Consider the following 13,485-nt stretch of genomic DNA (forward strand, 5'->3'; position numbering starts at 1 on the left):
CGGATGCCGCACCCAGCGTCCCGCTTTCTCGCCGAAGGCCCCCACGTGGGGATACGTCACTTCAGGTACGAGGACGGTGCCGAGTTCACCCGGCGGGCCCGGGAGAGCAAGGGCCTCCACCAGCCGTGGCTCTTCCCACCGGACAGCGCCTCGGCGTACGCCGCCTACGCGGGGCGGCTGATCGAGGATCCGGCCAAGGCGGGGTTCCTGGTCTGCGAGCTGGACGGCGGGGCCATCGCCGGGTTCGTCAACATCAACAACATCGTCGAGGGCGGCTTCCAGTGCGGCGCCCTCGGCTACGGCGCCTTCGCGCACGCGGCCGGGCGCGGGCTGATGCGCGAGGGGCTCGACCTGGTCGTGGGGCACGCCTTCGGGCCGATGCGGCTGCACCGGCTGGAGATCAACGTGCAGCCCGGCAACGCCGCGTCGATCGCGCTGGCCCGCGCCTGCGGATTCCGGCTGGAGGGCTTCTCGCCGGACATGCTCTATGTCGACGGGGCCTGGCGCGATCACGAACGCTGGGCGATCACCACCGAGATGCGGTCACCGTCAGCCCGGTGAGGCCTGCCGGTCCGCGTACTCGTACACCGAGCCGTCCGGATGCATCGCGAGCAGATTGCGGCCCACCGGCGTCGGCACCGGGCCCGCGATGACGCGGGCGCCGAGCTCGGTGAGCACCTGGTGGGCTTCGTCGACGTCCTTCACGGCGATCGTCGCGGCGACCTTGCGCAGCACCTCCAGCTCGGTCGCGGGCCCGCTCATCAGCAGGAAGCAGCCGATGGCGGCGACCTGGACGCCGCCGCGCTCGAAGCGGAGGGCGGTGCCGCCCGCGAGCCGTTCGTAGAAGGGGACCGCGGTCTCCAGGTCGTCGACGCAGACGCGCAGCGTGGCTCCCAGAATGTCCATGCGGACGAGCCTAGTTGGGGCGGGCCGGGTACGGAGATCGTTTCACGCGATCCCCCCACCCGGCCGTGGCGAGACGGGAGCGTTACGCGCGCGGGGCCGGGGGTACCCGGCGGGTATGGAGCGCTTGGATCATCTTGAGCACCTGGACAAGGAACTGGTGGACGAGCTGGCGCAGGTGGCGCGGGAGACCGTGCGTGACGAACTGCGCGAGCAGACCCGCAGGCAGCGCCGCCGCGCCATGCTCTACGGCGCGTCCGGTGCCGTCGCCCTCTATGCGGGCGCGGCCCTCGCGCTCGCCCTGGGGCTGGCCCTGGCCACCGGACTGCCGGACTGGGCCGCCGCGCTGATCACCGCGGCGATCCTCGGCCTGGTGGCGTACGCCCTGCGCGGCGCCGCCCGGCCGTCCGCGTCCCGGCCGACACCGGAACGCGAGGCCGAACTCGCCGAGGCAGCCGCCCACGGACCCGGCGGAGACGCGCCGCCGGTCACCCCGGGCGGCGGTCTCGGCATGCCGTACCCGCCGGCGCCGCCCGTCCCGCCGGCCGCGGGCGTTCCCGGGGTGCCGGCGTCCGGCCTGCCCGGGAACCCGCCGCCGCACCCGGACGACATCGACCCCGAGCAGCCGCACCACCGGGCGTGACCGGCCGTGGGCAGGCACGGCAGGGCCGTCGTGGTGACCGGGGCCAGCGGCGGCGTGGGCCGGGCCACGGCCCTGGCGTTCGCCGCCCGGGGCGACCGGGTCGCCCTGCTGGCCCGGGGACGCGAGGGACTCGCCGCCGCGGCGGACGAGGTGCAGCGCGCCGGTGGTGAGGCGCTGGTCGTCACCGTCGACATGGCCGACGCCAAGGCCGTCGACGACGCGGCGCAGAAGGTCGCCGACGCGTTCGGGCACATCGACGTCTGGGTCAACAACGCCTTCGCCGGGGTCTTCGCGCCGTTCACCGACATCACCCCGGACGAGTTCCGGCGGGTGACCGAAGTGACGTACCTGGGCTGTGTGTTCGGCACCCGGGCCGCGCTGCACCACATGCTGCCGCAGGACCGGGGCACGATCGTGCAGGTCGGCTCGGCGCTGGCCTACCGGGGGATTCCGCTGCAGTCGGCGTACTGCGGGGCGAAGCACGCGATCCAGGGGTTCAACGAGTCGCTGCGGTGCGAACTGCTCCGCGAGGGCAGCGGCGTGCGGACGACGATGGTGCAGCTGCCCGCCGTCAACACCCCGCAGTTCGACTGGGTGCTGAACCGGATGCCGGGACGGGCCCGGCCGGTGCCGCCGGTGTACCAGCCGGAGGTCGCGGCGCGGGCGATCGTGCACGCGGCCCGGCACGGCCGGCGGCGGGAGTACTGGGTGGGCGGCTCCACGGCGGCGACACTGATCGCCAACGCGGTCGTCCCCGGGCTGCTGGACCGGTATCTGGCGCGGACCTCGGCGGACGCCCAGCAGGACGAGGGGGAGCACGGCGGGCCGGGGAACCTGTGGACACCGGCCGACGGTCCGCACGGGCGCGACTTCGGGGCGCATGGACGGTTCGACGACGAGGCGGTGACGGAGAGCCGGCAGGACTGGATCTCCCGGCATCGCGGCCAGGTGGGCGGGGCCCTCACCGTCGGGGCCGGTGTGCTGGCCTCCCGCAGGCTGATGCGCGCCGTGCGTCACTAGGGCCTGGCCGGCGGATCAGGTCGCAGGGAATCGGCGGTGACTCATGAACGCCCGTGAGCGGGGTCTGGTGCGTGCAGCTGCAAGGCGGAGGAGGGTGGGATCGCCGTCCGGGTACCCGGCGACCAGGCCGGAAACCGGGCCGCCCGGGCCGACGTTTGGCGGTCCTGGCCAGGGGGACGCGGAAGGCTCCCGAGGTACGCGACAGCCCCGGAGGCGAACGTGAGTCGACCCCGCATCGTGATCGTCGGTGCCGGATTCGCCGGATACCGCACGGCCCGCACCCTGTCCCGGCTGAGCCGCGGCAAGGCCGACATCACCCTGCTGAACCCGACCGACTACTTCCTGTATCTGCCCCTGCTTCCCCAGGTCGCCGCCGGCATCCTGGAACCACGCAGGGTGACCGTCTCGCTCTCCGGTACCCTGCCCGACGTCCGGCTGGTGCTGGGCGAGGCCCACGGCGTCGACCTCGACGGGCACTCCGTGCACTACACCGACCCCGAGGGCGATCCCGGCACACTCGGTTTCGACCGGCTGGTGCTCGCCGCCGGCAGCGTCAACAAGCTGCTCCCCATTCCAGGCGTCGCCGAGCACGCCCACGGCTTCCGCGGGCTGCCGGAAGCGCTGTATCTGCGCGATCACGTGACCCGGCAGGTGGAGCTGGCGGCCGCCGCCGCCGACGACGCCGAGGGCTGCGCCGCCCGCTGCACCTTCGTGGTGGTCGGCGCCGGATACACCGGCACCGAGGTCGCCGCGCACGGGCAGCTGTTCACCGACGCACAGGTACGCAAGCACCCGCTGCGGGCCGGGATGCGGCCGCGCTGGCTGCTGCTCGACATCGCCGACCGCGTCCTGCCCGAACTGGACGAGCGGCTCTCCCGCACGGCCGACAAGGTGCTCCGCAAGCGGGGCGTCGACGTGCGGATGGGCACCTCCGTGAAGGAGGCCACGCACAGCGGAGTCCTGCTCACCGACGGCGAGTTCATCGACACCCGCACCCTGGTGTGGTGCGTGGGCGTACGGCCCGATCCGCTCGTCGAGTCCCTCGGGCTGCCCATGGAACGCGGCCGGCTGCTCGTCGACCCGCACCTCCAGGTGCCGGGCCGGCCCGAGCTGTTCGCGTGCGGGGACGCGGCCGCCGTGCCCGACCTGGACAAGCCCGGTCGCGGGGGGTCTGGGGGGTCTCCCCCAGAGAGGCACAGCACTCCGATGACCGCCCAACACGCCTGGCGGCAGGGCAAGGCCGCCGCGCACAACGTGGCCGCGTCGCTCGGCGCCGGCGAACGGCGCGCCTACCGCCACCGCGACAAGGGCTTCGCCGTCGACCTCGGCGGCGTACAGGCCGCCGCCAACCCCCTCGGCGTCCCGTTGTCCGGCCCGGCCGCCGGCGCGGTCACCCGCGGCTACCACCTCGCCGCGATGCCCGGCAACCGCGTCCGGGTCGCCGCCGACTGGCTGCTGGACGCCGTACTGCCGCGCCAGGCCGTCCAGTTGGGCCTCGTGCGGTCCTGGTCGGTGCCGCTGGACACGGAGTCGCCCGAGCTGGCCCGGGTGCCGGGCCGGCCGGAGCCCAGGGGGGACGGAACGAAGACCCCGGAGGACGTCATGAAGGAACAGGATGCCAGGCAGGACACGGATGCCACGCAGGACACGGACGTGGTGCGGGACACCGGATCGCCGACCATCGTGGCCGGGCCCGAGGCCAGGAAGCGGGTCCAGGAGGACGACGCCGAGAAGTCCGGCGCCGCCCAGCACGACGAACCTCCCGGCCCGGTCAAGGAAGAGGACATTCCCGAAGACCCCGCAGAAGGAGACTCATGAACGCCGCTGAACTCGTCGAACTGGGCCAGCAGTTGCGCGTGGACAGCGTACGGGCCTCCGCCGCCGCGGGGTCCGGGCATCCGACGTCCTCGATGTCCGCCGCCGACCTGATGGCCGTACTCCTCGCCAACCACCTCCGCTACGACTTCGAGCGCCCCGCCCACCCCGGCAACGACCGTTTCGTCCTCTCCAAGGGACACGCCTCGCCCCTGCTGTACTCCGCGTACAAGGCGGCCGGCGCCGTCGAGGACGCCGAACTGCTCACCTTCCGCAAGCTGGGCAGCGCCCTCGAAGGACACCCCACGCCCCGCCGGCTGCCCTGGCTGGAGACGGCCACCGGCTCGCTCGGGCAGGGACTGCCGGTCGGCGTCGGCATCGCGCTCGCCGGAAAGCGGCTGGACCGCACCGGTTACCGCGTATGGGTGCTGTGCGGGGACAGCGAACTGGCCGAGGGATCCATCTGGGAGGCCGCCGAACACGCCTCCTACGAGAACCTCGACAACCTCACCGCGATCATCGACGTCAACCGGCTCGGCCAGCGCGGCCCGACCCGGCACGGCCACGACCTCGACGCCTACGCCCGCCGCTTCCAGGCCTTCGGCTGGCACACCGTGGAGATCGACGGCCACGACGTCGACGCCATCGACCGTGCCTACGGCGAGGCCAGGTCCACCACCGGTCAGCCGACCGCGATCCTCGCCCGCACCCTCAAGGGCAAGGGCGTCGAGGCCGTCCAGGACCGCGAGGGCCTGCACGGCAAGCCCCTGCCGGACGCCGACGAGGCCATCGCCGAACTCGGCGGCCGCCGCGACCTGCGCGTCCACGTCCACGAACCGCCCGCCGCCCGCATGCTGCACGCCGTACGCGCCGGACACCTCGAGCTGCCCCGCTGGGACAAGGGGGACTCCGAAAAAGGGGTGGCCACCCGCAACGCCTACGGCCAGGCGCTCGCCGCCCTCGGCACCGGACGAGGCGACATCGTCGCCCTGGACGGCGAGGTCAGCGACTCCACCCGGGCCGAGTTCTTCGCCAAGGAACACCCCGACCGGTTCTTCGAGTGCTACATCGCCGAACAGCAGATGGTCGCCGCCGCGGTGGGCCTCGCGACGCGCGGCTGGGTGCCGTACGCCTCCACCTTCGCCGCCTTCCTCACGCGCGCGTACGACTTCGTCCGCATGGCGTCCGTCAGTGGCGCCGGCATCAACCTGGTCGGCTCGCACGCGGGCGTCGCGATCGGGCCGGACGGGCCCAGCCAGATGGGCCTGGAGGACCTGGCGATGATGCGGGCCGTGCACGGCTCGACCGTGCTCTACCCGTGCGACGCCAACCAGACCGCGCGTCTCGTCGCCGCCATGGCCGGCCTGGACGGCATCCGCTATCTGCGCACCTCGCGCGGCGAGAGCCCCGTCATCTACGGGCCCGACGAGGACTTCCCGGTCGGCGGCAGCAAGGTGCTGCGCGCCTCCGAACGCGACCGTATGACCCTCGTCGCCGCCGGCGTCACCGTGCACGAGGCGCTCGCCGCCGCCGACGCCCTCGACCGGGAGGGCATCCAGGTCCGCGTCATCGACCTCTACTCGGTCAAACCCGTCGACCGGCCCACCCTGCGCCGGGCCGCCGAGGACACCGGCTGTCTCGTCACCGTCGAGGACCACCACGAGGAGGGCGGCCTCGGCGACGCCGTCCTGGACGCCTTCCTCGACGGCCGCCCGGTGCCGCGCCTGGTGCGCCTCGCCGTCCGCGGCATGCCGGGCTCGGCCGCTCCCGACCAGCAGCTGCACGCGGCGGGCATCGACGCCGAGTCCATCGCGGCGGCCGGCCGGCTCCTGGTGGAGGAGGCGGTCGTGCGATGACCGGCGACGACGTGCGGACCGTACGGGCCGGGCGCCGCACCGTGGAAGTCCACCGCTGGGACAAGGTGCTCTTCCCCGGCCGCGGGGACAGCAAGGAGTACACCAAGGGCGATCTCGTCGACTACTACCGGGCCGTCGCCCCGTTCATGCTGCCGCACCTGCGCGGTCGCCCCCTGATGCTGGAACGGCACCCGGACGGCCTCGACGGCGAGCGGTTCATGCAGAAGAACACCCCGGACCACTATCCGGACTGGATCACCCGCGTCGAGGTCCCCAAGGAGGGCGGCACCGTCCTCCACACCGTCTGCGACGACACCGCCACCCTGGTCCACCTCGCCGACCAGGCCTGCCTCACCCTGCACCGCTGGCTCTCCCGCGCCGACAGCACCGACCACCCCGACCGGATGGTCTTCGACCTCGACCCGGCCGAGAACGACTTCGGGCAAGTACGGGAGGCGGCAGGTCTGTTGGGCGAGCTCCTCGACGAACTGGAGCTGCCCTCCGTCCTGATGACCACCGGCTCACGCGGCCTGCACGTCGTCGTCCACCTGAATGGCCGTCATGACGTCGACGAAGTACGGGAGTTCGCCCGCGACGTCGCCGACGCCCTCGCCGAGGCCCACCCCGACCGGCTCACCACCGCCGCCCGCAAGAAGGACCGCGGCGACCGCCTCTACCTCGACGTGCAGCGCAACGCCTACGCCCAGACCGCCGTCGCCCCCTACGCCGTCCGGGCCAGGCCCGGCGCCCCCGTGGCCACCCCGCTCACCTGGGCCGAGCTGGCCGCCCCGGACCTCGACGCCCGCCGCTGGTCCATCGCCGACGCCGTCTACCAGGCCCGCACCGACCCCTGGTCCGACGTACCGGCCCGGGGCCACGCCCTGGGACCCGCGCGACGCCGTCTCGACGCACTGCGTGGGCACAGCACGTAAACCCGTGGGTTTGCCCAACTCGCCCTGGGCCACTCGACGTTCGAGGGGGCCCATGACCAATTCACACAACCATCCCAAGTCATCCGAACAGAACTCAGGCGGGGCGGACGGCAGGCCCGGCCCCATGGAAGTGCTGCACCAGGCACGCGCCCAGCTCGCCGAACTCACCGGCATGACCACCGAAACCGTGTCGTCCTTCGAACAGACCGAGGACGGCGGCTGGGCGCTGGAGATCGAGGTCCTGGAACTGGCCCGTGTCCCCGACACGATGAGTCTGCTGGCCGGCTACCAGGTCGACCTCGACCCCGAGGGACGGCTCACCGGCTACCGGCGGCTGCGCCGCTACGAACGCGGACGCTCCGACGCACACCGGCCCGGCGGCCGTTAGACCGCCCGCCCACCTGACACCCACAGAAGGAGGAACGGTCGGCATGACCGTCGTCCCGGCACAGCAGACCGGCGGCGGAGGCGGCACCAGCGGCCTCTACGACGTTCTGGAACTCGTCCTCGACCGGGGACTCGTCATCGACGCGTTCGTACGTGTCTCCCTGGTCGGCATCGAAATACTCAAGATCGACGTCCGTGTCGTCGTGGCCAGCGTCGACACCTACCTCCGCTTCGCCGAGGCATGCAACCGGCTCGACCTGGAGGCCGGACCCCGCAAGAGCCCGGGCCTGCCCGACGTGGTCGGACAGATCACCGAGTCCGGCGCCCGCGGCAAGTCCAAGGGGGCGCTGTCCGGCGCCGCCGAGACCATCTCCGACGCCTTCAAGCAGGCGCGCGGGGAGGGCGAGTCCGAATCCCGGCCGCGCGCCCGCAAGTCCACCGCCGCGCGCAGGAAGGAGGAACAGGAGTGAGTACGTACGTGTACGGCATCACAGCGAGCTCGCATCCGAAACCTCCCAAGGACATGACCGGCGTCGGCGACCCGCCCCGCCCCCTACGCATCCTCGAAGAGGGCGAGCTGGCCGCCCTGGTCAGCGACGCGCCCGAGGGACTGCGCCCCAAGCGCAGGGACCTGCTCGCCCACCAGAACGTGCTCGCCGAGACCGGCGCCGCCGGCTGCGTGCTGCCCATGCGGTTCGGCAGCGTCGCCCCCGACGACACCACCGTCACCGGCGTCCTCGCCGAACATGCCGACCACTACAAGGAGCGGCTGCTGGCCCTTGACGGCAAGACCGAGTACAACGTCAAGGCCATCCACCAGGAAGAGGCCGTCCTGCACCGCGTGATGTCCGAGAACCCGGAGATCCGCGCCCTCACCGAGGCCAACCGGGCGGCCGACGGCGGCAGTCACGAGCAGCGGCTGCGGCTCGGCGAGATGGTGGTCGCCGCGGTCAAGGCCCGCGAGGCCGAGGACGCCGTCGAGGTACGGCGCGCACTGGAGCCGAACGCCGCCGCGGTCAGCGTCGGCCCCGACTCCACCGGCTGGCTCGCCAATGTGTCGTTCCTGGTGGACCGCGACACCGCCGACGTGTTCCTGGCCGCCGCCGAGGAGGTCCGCAAGGGCCATCCCCACCTCGAACTGCGCCTCCATGGACCCCTGCCGCCGTACAGCTTCGTCGAACCCGGCGCCGCGGAACCCGCGGGCACGACGGGCGCCTTCGGCACGGTCGTGGAGATGGGGGCACCCCCATCCGAACGGAGCTGAGGAAGGGGGAGAAGCGGTGGGACTGGTCTCGGAGGTGTTGCTGCTGCCGTTCGCCCCGGTGCGCGGCAGCGCATGGGTGATCGGACAGGTACTGGACGAGGCGGAGCGGATCTACTACGACCCGGCCACCGTCAGGTCCGAACTCGCCCGATTGGAGGAGCTGTTGGAGACGGGCGAGATCGACGAGGAGGAGTTCGGCCGCCGGGAGGACGAACTCCTCGACCGGCTGGAGACCGGTCTGCACGGTGGAGTGGGCACAGGCGACGGGACGGCGCGATGAACCGAGTGGGACCGGGCCTCGCGAAAGGGGCCGGAAGGGAAGATGCCGAGCACGAGGCCGAGTACGCCAGAAGCGGGAGCCGCGTATGACGACCCCCGGCCGGCTTCCCGAGTCCTACGGCGCGAACGGCGGCGCCAATCTCGCCGACATCCTGGAGCGTGTGCTCGACAAGGGCGTCGTCATCGCGGGCGACATCCGGATCAACCTGCTCGACATCGAGCTGCTCACCGTGAAACTGAGGCTCATCGTCGCCTCGGTCGACAAGGCGAGGGAGATGGGCATCGACTGGTGGGAGGACGACCCGGCGCTCTCGACGCGCGCCCGGCGCGACGAGCTGGCCCGCGAGAACGCCGAGCTGCGCGAGCGGCTGGCCGCTCTCGAGCCCGGCCGCGGAAGGGAGGAGGCCCGATGACCGGTCTGCGCTACGTCTACGCGATCTGCCGCCCGTTCCGGTCCGCCCTGCAGGCCCAGCTGACCGGGGTCGCGGGCGAGCCGCCGAAGCAGCTGACGCACCACGGCCTGGTCGCCGTCGTCAGCACCGTGCCGGAGGGGATCTTCGCCGAGGAGCCGCTCCGCGCCCATCTGGAGGACCTGGACTGGCTGACCGAGACGGCCAGGGCCCACCAGGGCGTCATCGACGCGCTCACCGCGGTCACCACTCCGCTGCCGTTGCGGCTCGCCACCGTCTTCCGGGACGACAGCGGCGTACGCACGATGATCGAGGCGCGCGAGGCACATTTCCGGGCAGCCCTCGACCGGCTGGAGGGCCGGGTGGAGTGGGGCGTCAAGGTCTACGTCGAGACGGGCTCCCCGGATACGGACGCGGAGGTCGGCATCGAGCCCGCGCCGGCGCGGCAGCCCGTGTCCGGGCGGGACTATCTGCGGCAGCGGCGTTCGCGCGTACGGGCCCACGAGGATCTCTGGCAGCGGGTCGAGAGGTTCGCGAGCCGGCTGCACGGAACGCTGTCGAGTTACGCCGAGGATTCCCGGCTGCACGCCCCACAGAACTCCGCGCTTTCCGGCGCGGCCGGCCGGAACGTGCTGAATGCCGCCTATCTCGTCCCGCGTGCGGATTCCGAGGAATTCGTCGAACTCGTGGACCGGGAGAAGGACGACGCCCCGGGAATGCGCGTCGAACTCACCGGCCCCTGGGCCACCTATTCCTTCACAGGAGACTTCACAGCGGACTTCACCGGAGACTTCACGGGAGAGAAACCTTGACCGTCATCGAACGCCGCGAGATCGCCCTCGTCGACCTCCTCGACCGGCTGCTGGCCGGCGGGGTCGTCATCACGGGGGACATCACCCTGCGCGTCGCCGACGTCGACCTCGTCCGCGTCGACCTGAACGCGCTGATCAGCTCGGTGAACGAGCGGGTTCCCGCGCCGTGGGGTGAGCTGACGTGACGGCACGCCGCAACCGGCTGGACCTCGACCCGGACACCGTGGAGCGGGACCTGGTCAAACTCGTCCTGACCGTCGTGGAGCTGCTGCGCCAGCTGATGGAACGCCAAGCGCTGCGCCGCTTCGACGAGGGCGGGCTGACCGAGGAACAGGAGGAACGCATCGGGCTCACGCTGATGCTGCTCGACGACCGCATGACCGAGCTGCAGGAGCGCTACGGCCTGCGGCCCGAGGACCTGAACCTGGACCTCGGGCCGCTCGGACCACTGCTTCCGCGGGACTGAGATCAGTTCACCACTGAAATCAGTTCACCACCGGTACCAGCGACCCCTGCCACCGGCCGCCGTCGTGCCACGCACGAAGAACCCCAGCAGCCACAGCACAAGAACCGCCAGAGCGATGTACCAGAGCAGGTCCACCGCGAATCCGGCGCCGAAGAGAATCAGCGCCAAAACCAACACGAGCAGGATGGGAACCATAGTGAGAACCTCCTGCTCACCGGGTTTCCAGGAATGCGCGGATCAGACGTGCTTACGGCACAGAATCTCTCCGTGCAGCACGCTGAACCAGCCGTCCTCCCGCTTTCCCCACTTCCGCCACGCCTCCGACACGGCCCGCAGCTGTTCCGTGGTCGCGTGCCCGCCCTCCGTGGCCCGCTCGGCGTAGGCGGAGGCCAGCGTGCGGTCCGCCCACAGGCCGCTCCACCAGGCCCGCTCGTCCGCCGTCGAGAAGGTCCAACTGGTGGAGGTGGCCGTGATGTCCGTGAGGCCCGCCCGCAGCGCCCAGGACTTCAGACGGCGCCCGGCGTCCGGCTCGCCGCCGTTGGCACGGGCCACCCGGCGGTAGAGGCCCAGCCACTCGTCCAGTCCCCGGGACGCCGGGTACCAGGTCATGGCCGCGTAGTCCGCGTCACGGACCGCGACGAACCCGCCCGGTCTGGTGACCCGCCTCATCTCGCGCAGCGCCTGCACCGGATCGCCGACGTGCTGCAGCACCTGGTGGGCGTGGACGACGCAGAACGTGTCGTCCGGGTAGTCCAGGGCGTGCACGTCGGCGACCGCGAAGTCGATGTTCGTCAGCCCGCGGGCGGTCGCCGTCGCCCCGGCCTGTGCCAGGATCTCCGGCGCCCGGTCCACGCCGGTGACGTGCCCGTCGGGCACCAGCGCCGCCAGGTCGGCGGTGATGGTGCCCGGACCGCAGCCGATGTCCAGGATTTTCATGTGCGGCCTGAGTGAACCGAGCAGATAGGCCGCGGAGTTGGCTGCGGTGCGCCAGGTGTGAGAACGCAGCACGGACTCGTGGTGCCCGTGCGTGTACACGGCGGTTTCCTCGGCCATCGGCATGGCGGTTCCCCTCGTCTCGGCGTACCGGCTCACGGGGCGCACGGCCCCGCCGGGCGATACCCGACACCGTACGCCCGCATGTCGAATAGTGAGACCGGCGTTTTACTATATGGACAACGGTGCCGTCAGTCGCCGGGCAGCGCCCGGTAGACCGTCAGCGCCTCCGGGAGCTTCTCCAGCGTCACCTCGCCGCTCACCTCGGTGACTTCGCCGTCGTAGGCGAGCAGGGCGCCCGGCGTGACGCCGGACAACTGCAGCCGGGTCACCTGCACCGCCGCGTGGACGGGGGAGCGGGTCAGCGGGCCGGCCAGGGCGGCCGCGAGCAGGCGTGCCGCGGGGCGGCGGCCGCCGTGCACCACCCGCACGTCGAGCCGGCCGTCCGCCAGGTCCACCCGCCGGCCCGGCGCGAGGCCCATCCGGTGATAGGTGCCGTTCCCGGCGAACAGCAGCCACAACGGGCGGGCCCGGCCGCCCAGTTCGGCCTCCAGCGGATGGCGGTCGGTGCGCAGCACGCGCAGCACCGCGAGCACCCCGGCCGGCCAGCCGCCGATCCGGTGCGCCCAGCGGTCCCGCTCCCGCACCAGCTCCGGATACACGCCCAGGCTGCACGTGTTGAGGAACAGCCCCTGCTGCCCGTCGCTGCTGAACCGGCCCACGTCCACCCGCACGGCCTCGCCCCGCCGCACGGCCCGGCTCAGATCGCGTACGTCCTCCACGCCCAGGTCGTAGGCGAAGTGGTTCATCGTGCCGCCGGGCAGCACGGCCAGGGGCAGACCGTGGCGCAGGGCGATCCCGGCGGCCGCGTTCACCGTGCCGTCGCCGCCGCACACCCCGAGCACCCGGGCCCTTGCCGCCGCCTTCTCCAGCTCGGCCGGGACCTCCGCCGGTTCACAGACGACGACCTCGGCCCGCGGCAGCGTGTCGAGCAGGACGTGCACCCGGTCCGCGGTGCCCGAGGCCGCGTTGGCCACGACGACCAGACCGTCACCGTCCGGCAGTGCCGGGACGTCGGCGCGCGGCCGGGCCGGCGGAATCAGCTGCGCGCGGGTCGGCACCATGCCCCGTACGGCGAACGCGGCGCCCGCGCCCAGCGCCGCGCCCGCCAGCACGTCGCTGGGGAAGTGGACGCCGGTGTAGACGCGCGACATGGCCACCGAGAAGGCGATCGGCGCGATCGCCGCGCCCCAGGCCGGCGACTCCAGGGCGACACCGGTCGCGAACGCGGCCGCCGACGCGGAGTGACCCGACGGGAACGACGTGGTGATCGGCTGCCGCTTCAGCTGCCGGACCAGCGGCACCGGATCCAGGACCGGGCGGGTACGGCGTACCGAGCGCTTGCCGAGCGTGTTGATGGTCAGGGAGGCCAGCGCCAGCGAGGCGACACCGCGCGCGGCGGCCCGCCGGGCCCGGGGTGTACGGCTCGCCGCCATGACGGCCGCGGCCGCGAACCACAGCTTGCCGTGGTTCGCGCTCCGGCTCAGCCGCGGCAGCACCGGTCCGCCGCCGGGCCAGTGCCGCTCGGCCGCGAACTCGAACAGCCGGGAGTCGAGGGCCAGCAGCCGGTCGCGCAGGACGTGGTGTCCGGGCTTCGGGACGGTGAGATCTACGTCGGGGCTCATGCGCGACGAGTACCCCATGA

The 13,485-nt window shown here is 72.4% G+C and carries 18 protein-coding genes; 14 read left to right on the plus strand and 4 right to left on the minus strand.

Annotation, left to right across the window (positions count from 1 at the left end; genetic code table 11):
* Positions 1 to 3 precede the first annotated feature (3 nt).
* The gene (locus AQJ91_RS16885; RefSeq protein ID WP_067021853.1) at positions 4 to 561 is read left to right on the plus strand and encodes a GNAT family N-acetyltransferase; all 558 of its coding nucleotides are present in this window, start codon (positions 4 to 6) and stop codon (positions 559 to 561) included.
* Here AQJ91_RS16885 and AQJ91_RS16890 read toward each other — a convergent pair.
* The gene (locus tag AQJ91_RS16890) at positions 550 to 906 is read right to left on the minus strand and encodes a VOC family protein (RefSeq protein WP_067021854.1); all 357 of its coding nucleotides are present in this window, start codon (positions 904 to 906) and stop codon (positions 550 to 552) included. The genes AQJ91_RS16885 and AQJ91_RS16890 overlap by 12 nt on opposite strands.
* Positions 907 to 1,021: 115 nt before the next feature.
* Here AQJ91_RS16890 and AQJ91_RS16895 point away from each other — a divergent pair, with 115 nt between their 5' ends.
* The 13 genes from AQJ91_RS16895 to AQJ91_RS16955 all read left to right on the plus strand — a co-directional run bounded on the left by AQJ91_RS16895 (position 1,022) and on the right by AQJ91_RS16955 (position 10,787).
* Positions 1,022 to 1,546 carry a phage holin family protein gene (locus AQJ91_RS16895; RefSeq protein ID WP_067021856.1) on the plus strand — a complete coding sequence of 175 codons (525 nt, stop codon included), beginning with the start codon at positions 1,022 to 1,024 and terminating at the stop codon, positions 1,544 to 1,546.
* Positions 1,547 to 1,576: 30 nt separating this feature from the next.
* Complete coding sequence (locus tag AQJ91_RS16900; RefSeq protein ID WP_199847952.1) at positions 1,577 to 2,566, plus strand: SDR family oxidoreductase; 990 nt, start codon at positions 1,577 to 1,579, stop codon at positions 2,564 to 2,566.
* Between the two features lie 219 nt (positions 2,567 to 2,785).
* Positions 2,786 to 4,384, plus strand: a complete 1,599-nt coding sequence (locus tag AQJ91_RS16905) for an NAD(P)/FAD-dependent oxidoreductase (protein ID WP_079085010.1) — start codon at positions 2,786 to 2,788, stop codon at positions 4,382 to 4,384.
* A complete protein-coding gene (locus AQJ91_RS16910) occupies positions 4,381 to 6,237 on the plus strand; it encodes a transketolase (RefSeq protein WP_067021862.1) in 1,857 nt (618 codons plus the stop codon). Before AQJ91_RS16905 ends, AQJ91_RS16910 begins: the two co-directional genes overlap by 4 nt.
* A complete protein-coding gene (ligD, locus tag AQJ91_RS16915) occupies positions 6,234 to 7,169 on the plus strand; it encodes a non-homologous end-joining DNA ligase (RefSeq protein WP_067021863.1) in 936 nt (311 codons plus the stop codon). Before AQJ91_RS16910 ends, ligD begins: the two co-directional genes overlap by 4 nt.
* 52 nt (positions 7,170 to 7,221) lie before the next feature.
* Positions 7,222 to 7,557: a gas vesicle protein GvpO gene (locus AQJ91_RS16920; RefSeq protein ID WP_079085011.1), complete on the plus strand. Its 336-nt coding sequence runs from the start codon at positions 7,222 to 7,224 to the stop codon at positions 7,555 to 7,557.
* Positions 7,558 to 7,600: 43 nt separating this feature from the next.
* The gene (locus AQJ91_RS16925) at positions 7,601 to 8,026 is read left to right on the plus strand and encodes a gas vesicle structural protein GvpA (protein ID WP_067021865.1); all 426 of its coding nucleotides are present in this window, start codon (positions 7,601 to 7,603) and stop codon (positions 8,024 to 8,026) included.
* Positions 8,023 to 8,820 (plus strand): GvpL/GvpF family gas vesicle protein, encoded by a 798-nt coding sequence (locus AQJ91_RS16930; RefSeq protein ID WP_067021866.1) that lies wholly within the window; start codon positions 8,023 to 8,025, stop codon positions 8,818 to 8,820. The genes AQJ91_RS16925 and AQJ91_RS16930 overlap by 4 nt, the downstream gene beginning before the upstream one ends.
* Positions 8,821 to 8,836: 16 nt before the next feature.
* A complete protein-coding gene (locus AQJ91_RS16935) occupies positions 8,837 to 9,100 on the plus strand; it encodes a gas vesicle protein GvpG (protein ID WP_067021867.1) in 264 nt (87 codons plus the stop codon).
* Between the two features lie 85 nt (positions 9,101 to 9,185).
* The gene (locus AQJ91_RS16940; RefSeq protein ID WP_067021868.1) at positions 9,186 to 9,512 is read left to right on the plus strand and encodes a gas vesicle protein; all 327 of its coding nucleotides are present in this window, start codon (positions 9,186 to 9,188) and stop codon (positions 9,510 to 9,512) included.
* Positions 9,509 to 10,321 carry a GvpL/GvpF family gas vesicle protein gene (locus AQJ91_RS16945; protein ID WP_067021869.1) on the plus strand — a complete coding sequence of 271 codons (813 nt, stop codon included), beginning with the start codon at positions 9,509 to 9,511 and terminating at the stop codon, positions 10,319 to 10,321. The genes AQJ91_RS16940 and AQJ91_RS16945 overlap by 4 nt, the downstream gene beginning before the upstream one ends.
* A complete protein-coding gene (locus AQJ91_RS16950) occupies positions 10,318 to 10,506 on the plus strand; it encodes a gas vesicle protein (protein ID WP_067021871.1) in 189 nt (62 codons plus the stop codon). Before AQJ91_RS16945 ends, AQJ91_RS16950 begins: the two co-directional genes overlap by 4 nt.
* Positions 10,503 to 10,787 (plus strand): gas vesicle protein K, encoded by a 285-nt coding sequence (locus tag AQJ91_RS16955; RefSeq protein ID WP_067021873.1) that lies wholly within the window; start codon positions 10,503 to 10,505, stop codon positions 10,785 to 10,787. Before AQJ91_RS16950 ends, AQJ91_RS16955 begins: the two co-directional genes overlap by 4 nt.
* Positions 10,788 to 10,811: 24 nt before the next feature.
* Here the strand turns inward: AQJ91_RS16955 and AQJ91_RS16960 are convergent, their stop codons facing one another.
* The 3 genes from AQJ91_RS16960 to AQJ91_RS16970 all read right to left on the minus strand — a co-directional run bounded on the left by AQJ91_RS16960 (position 10,812) and on the right by AQJ91_RS16970 (position 13,465).
* Positions 10,812 to 10,982: a hydrophobic protein gene (locus tag AQJ91_RS16960; protein WP_067021876.1), complete on the minus strand. Its 171-nt coding sequence runs from the start codon at positions 10,980 to 10,982 to the stop codon at positions 10,812 to 10,814.
* A 42-nt stretch (positions 10,983 to 11,024) separates the two neighbouring features.
* Positions 11,025 to 11,846: a class I SAM-dependent methyltransferase gene (locus tag AQJ91_RS16965; RefSeq protein ID WP_067021878.1), complete on the minus strand. Its 822-nt coding sequence runs from the start codon at positions 11,844 to 11,846 to the stop codon at positions 11,025 to 11,027.
* A 125-nt stretch (positions 11,847 to 11,971) separates the two neighbouring features.
* Complete coding sequence (locus AQJ91_RS16970; protein ID WP_067021880.1) at positions 11,972 to 13,465, minus strand: bifunctional phosphatase PAP2/diacylglycerol kinase family protein; 1,494 nt, start codon at positions 13,463 to 13,465, stop codon at positions 11,972 to 11,974.
* Positions 13,466 to 13,485 lie beyond the last annotated feature (20 nt).

Origin of the sequence: Streptomyces dysideae (assembly GCF_001514305.1) — a bacterium.
Lineage (GTDB): Bacteria > Actinomycetota > Actinomycetes > Streptomycetales > Streptomycetaceae > Streptomyces > Streptomyces dysideae.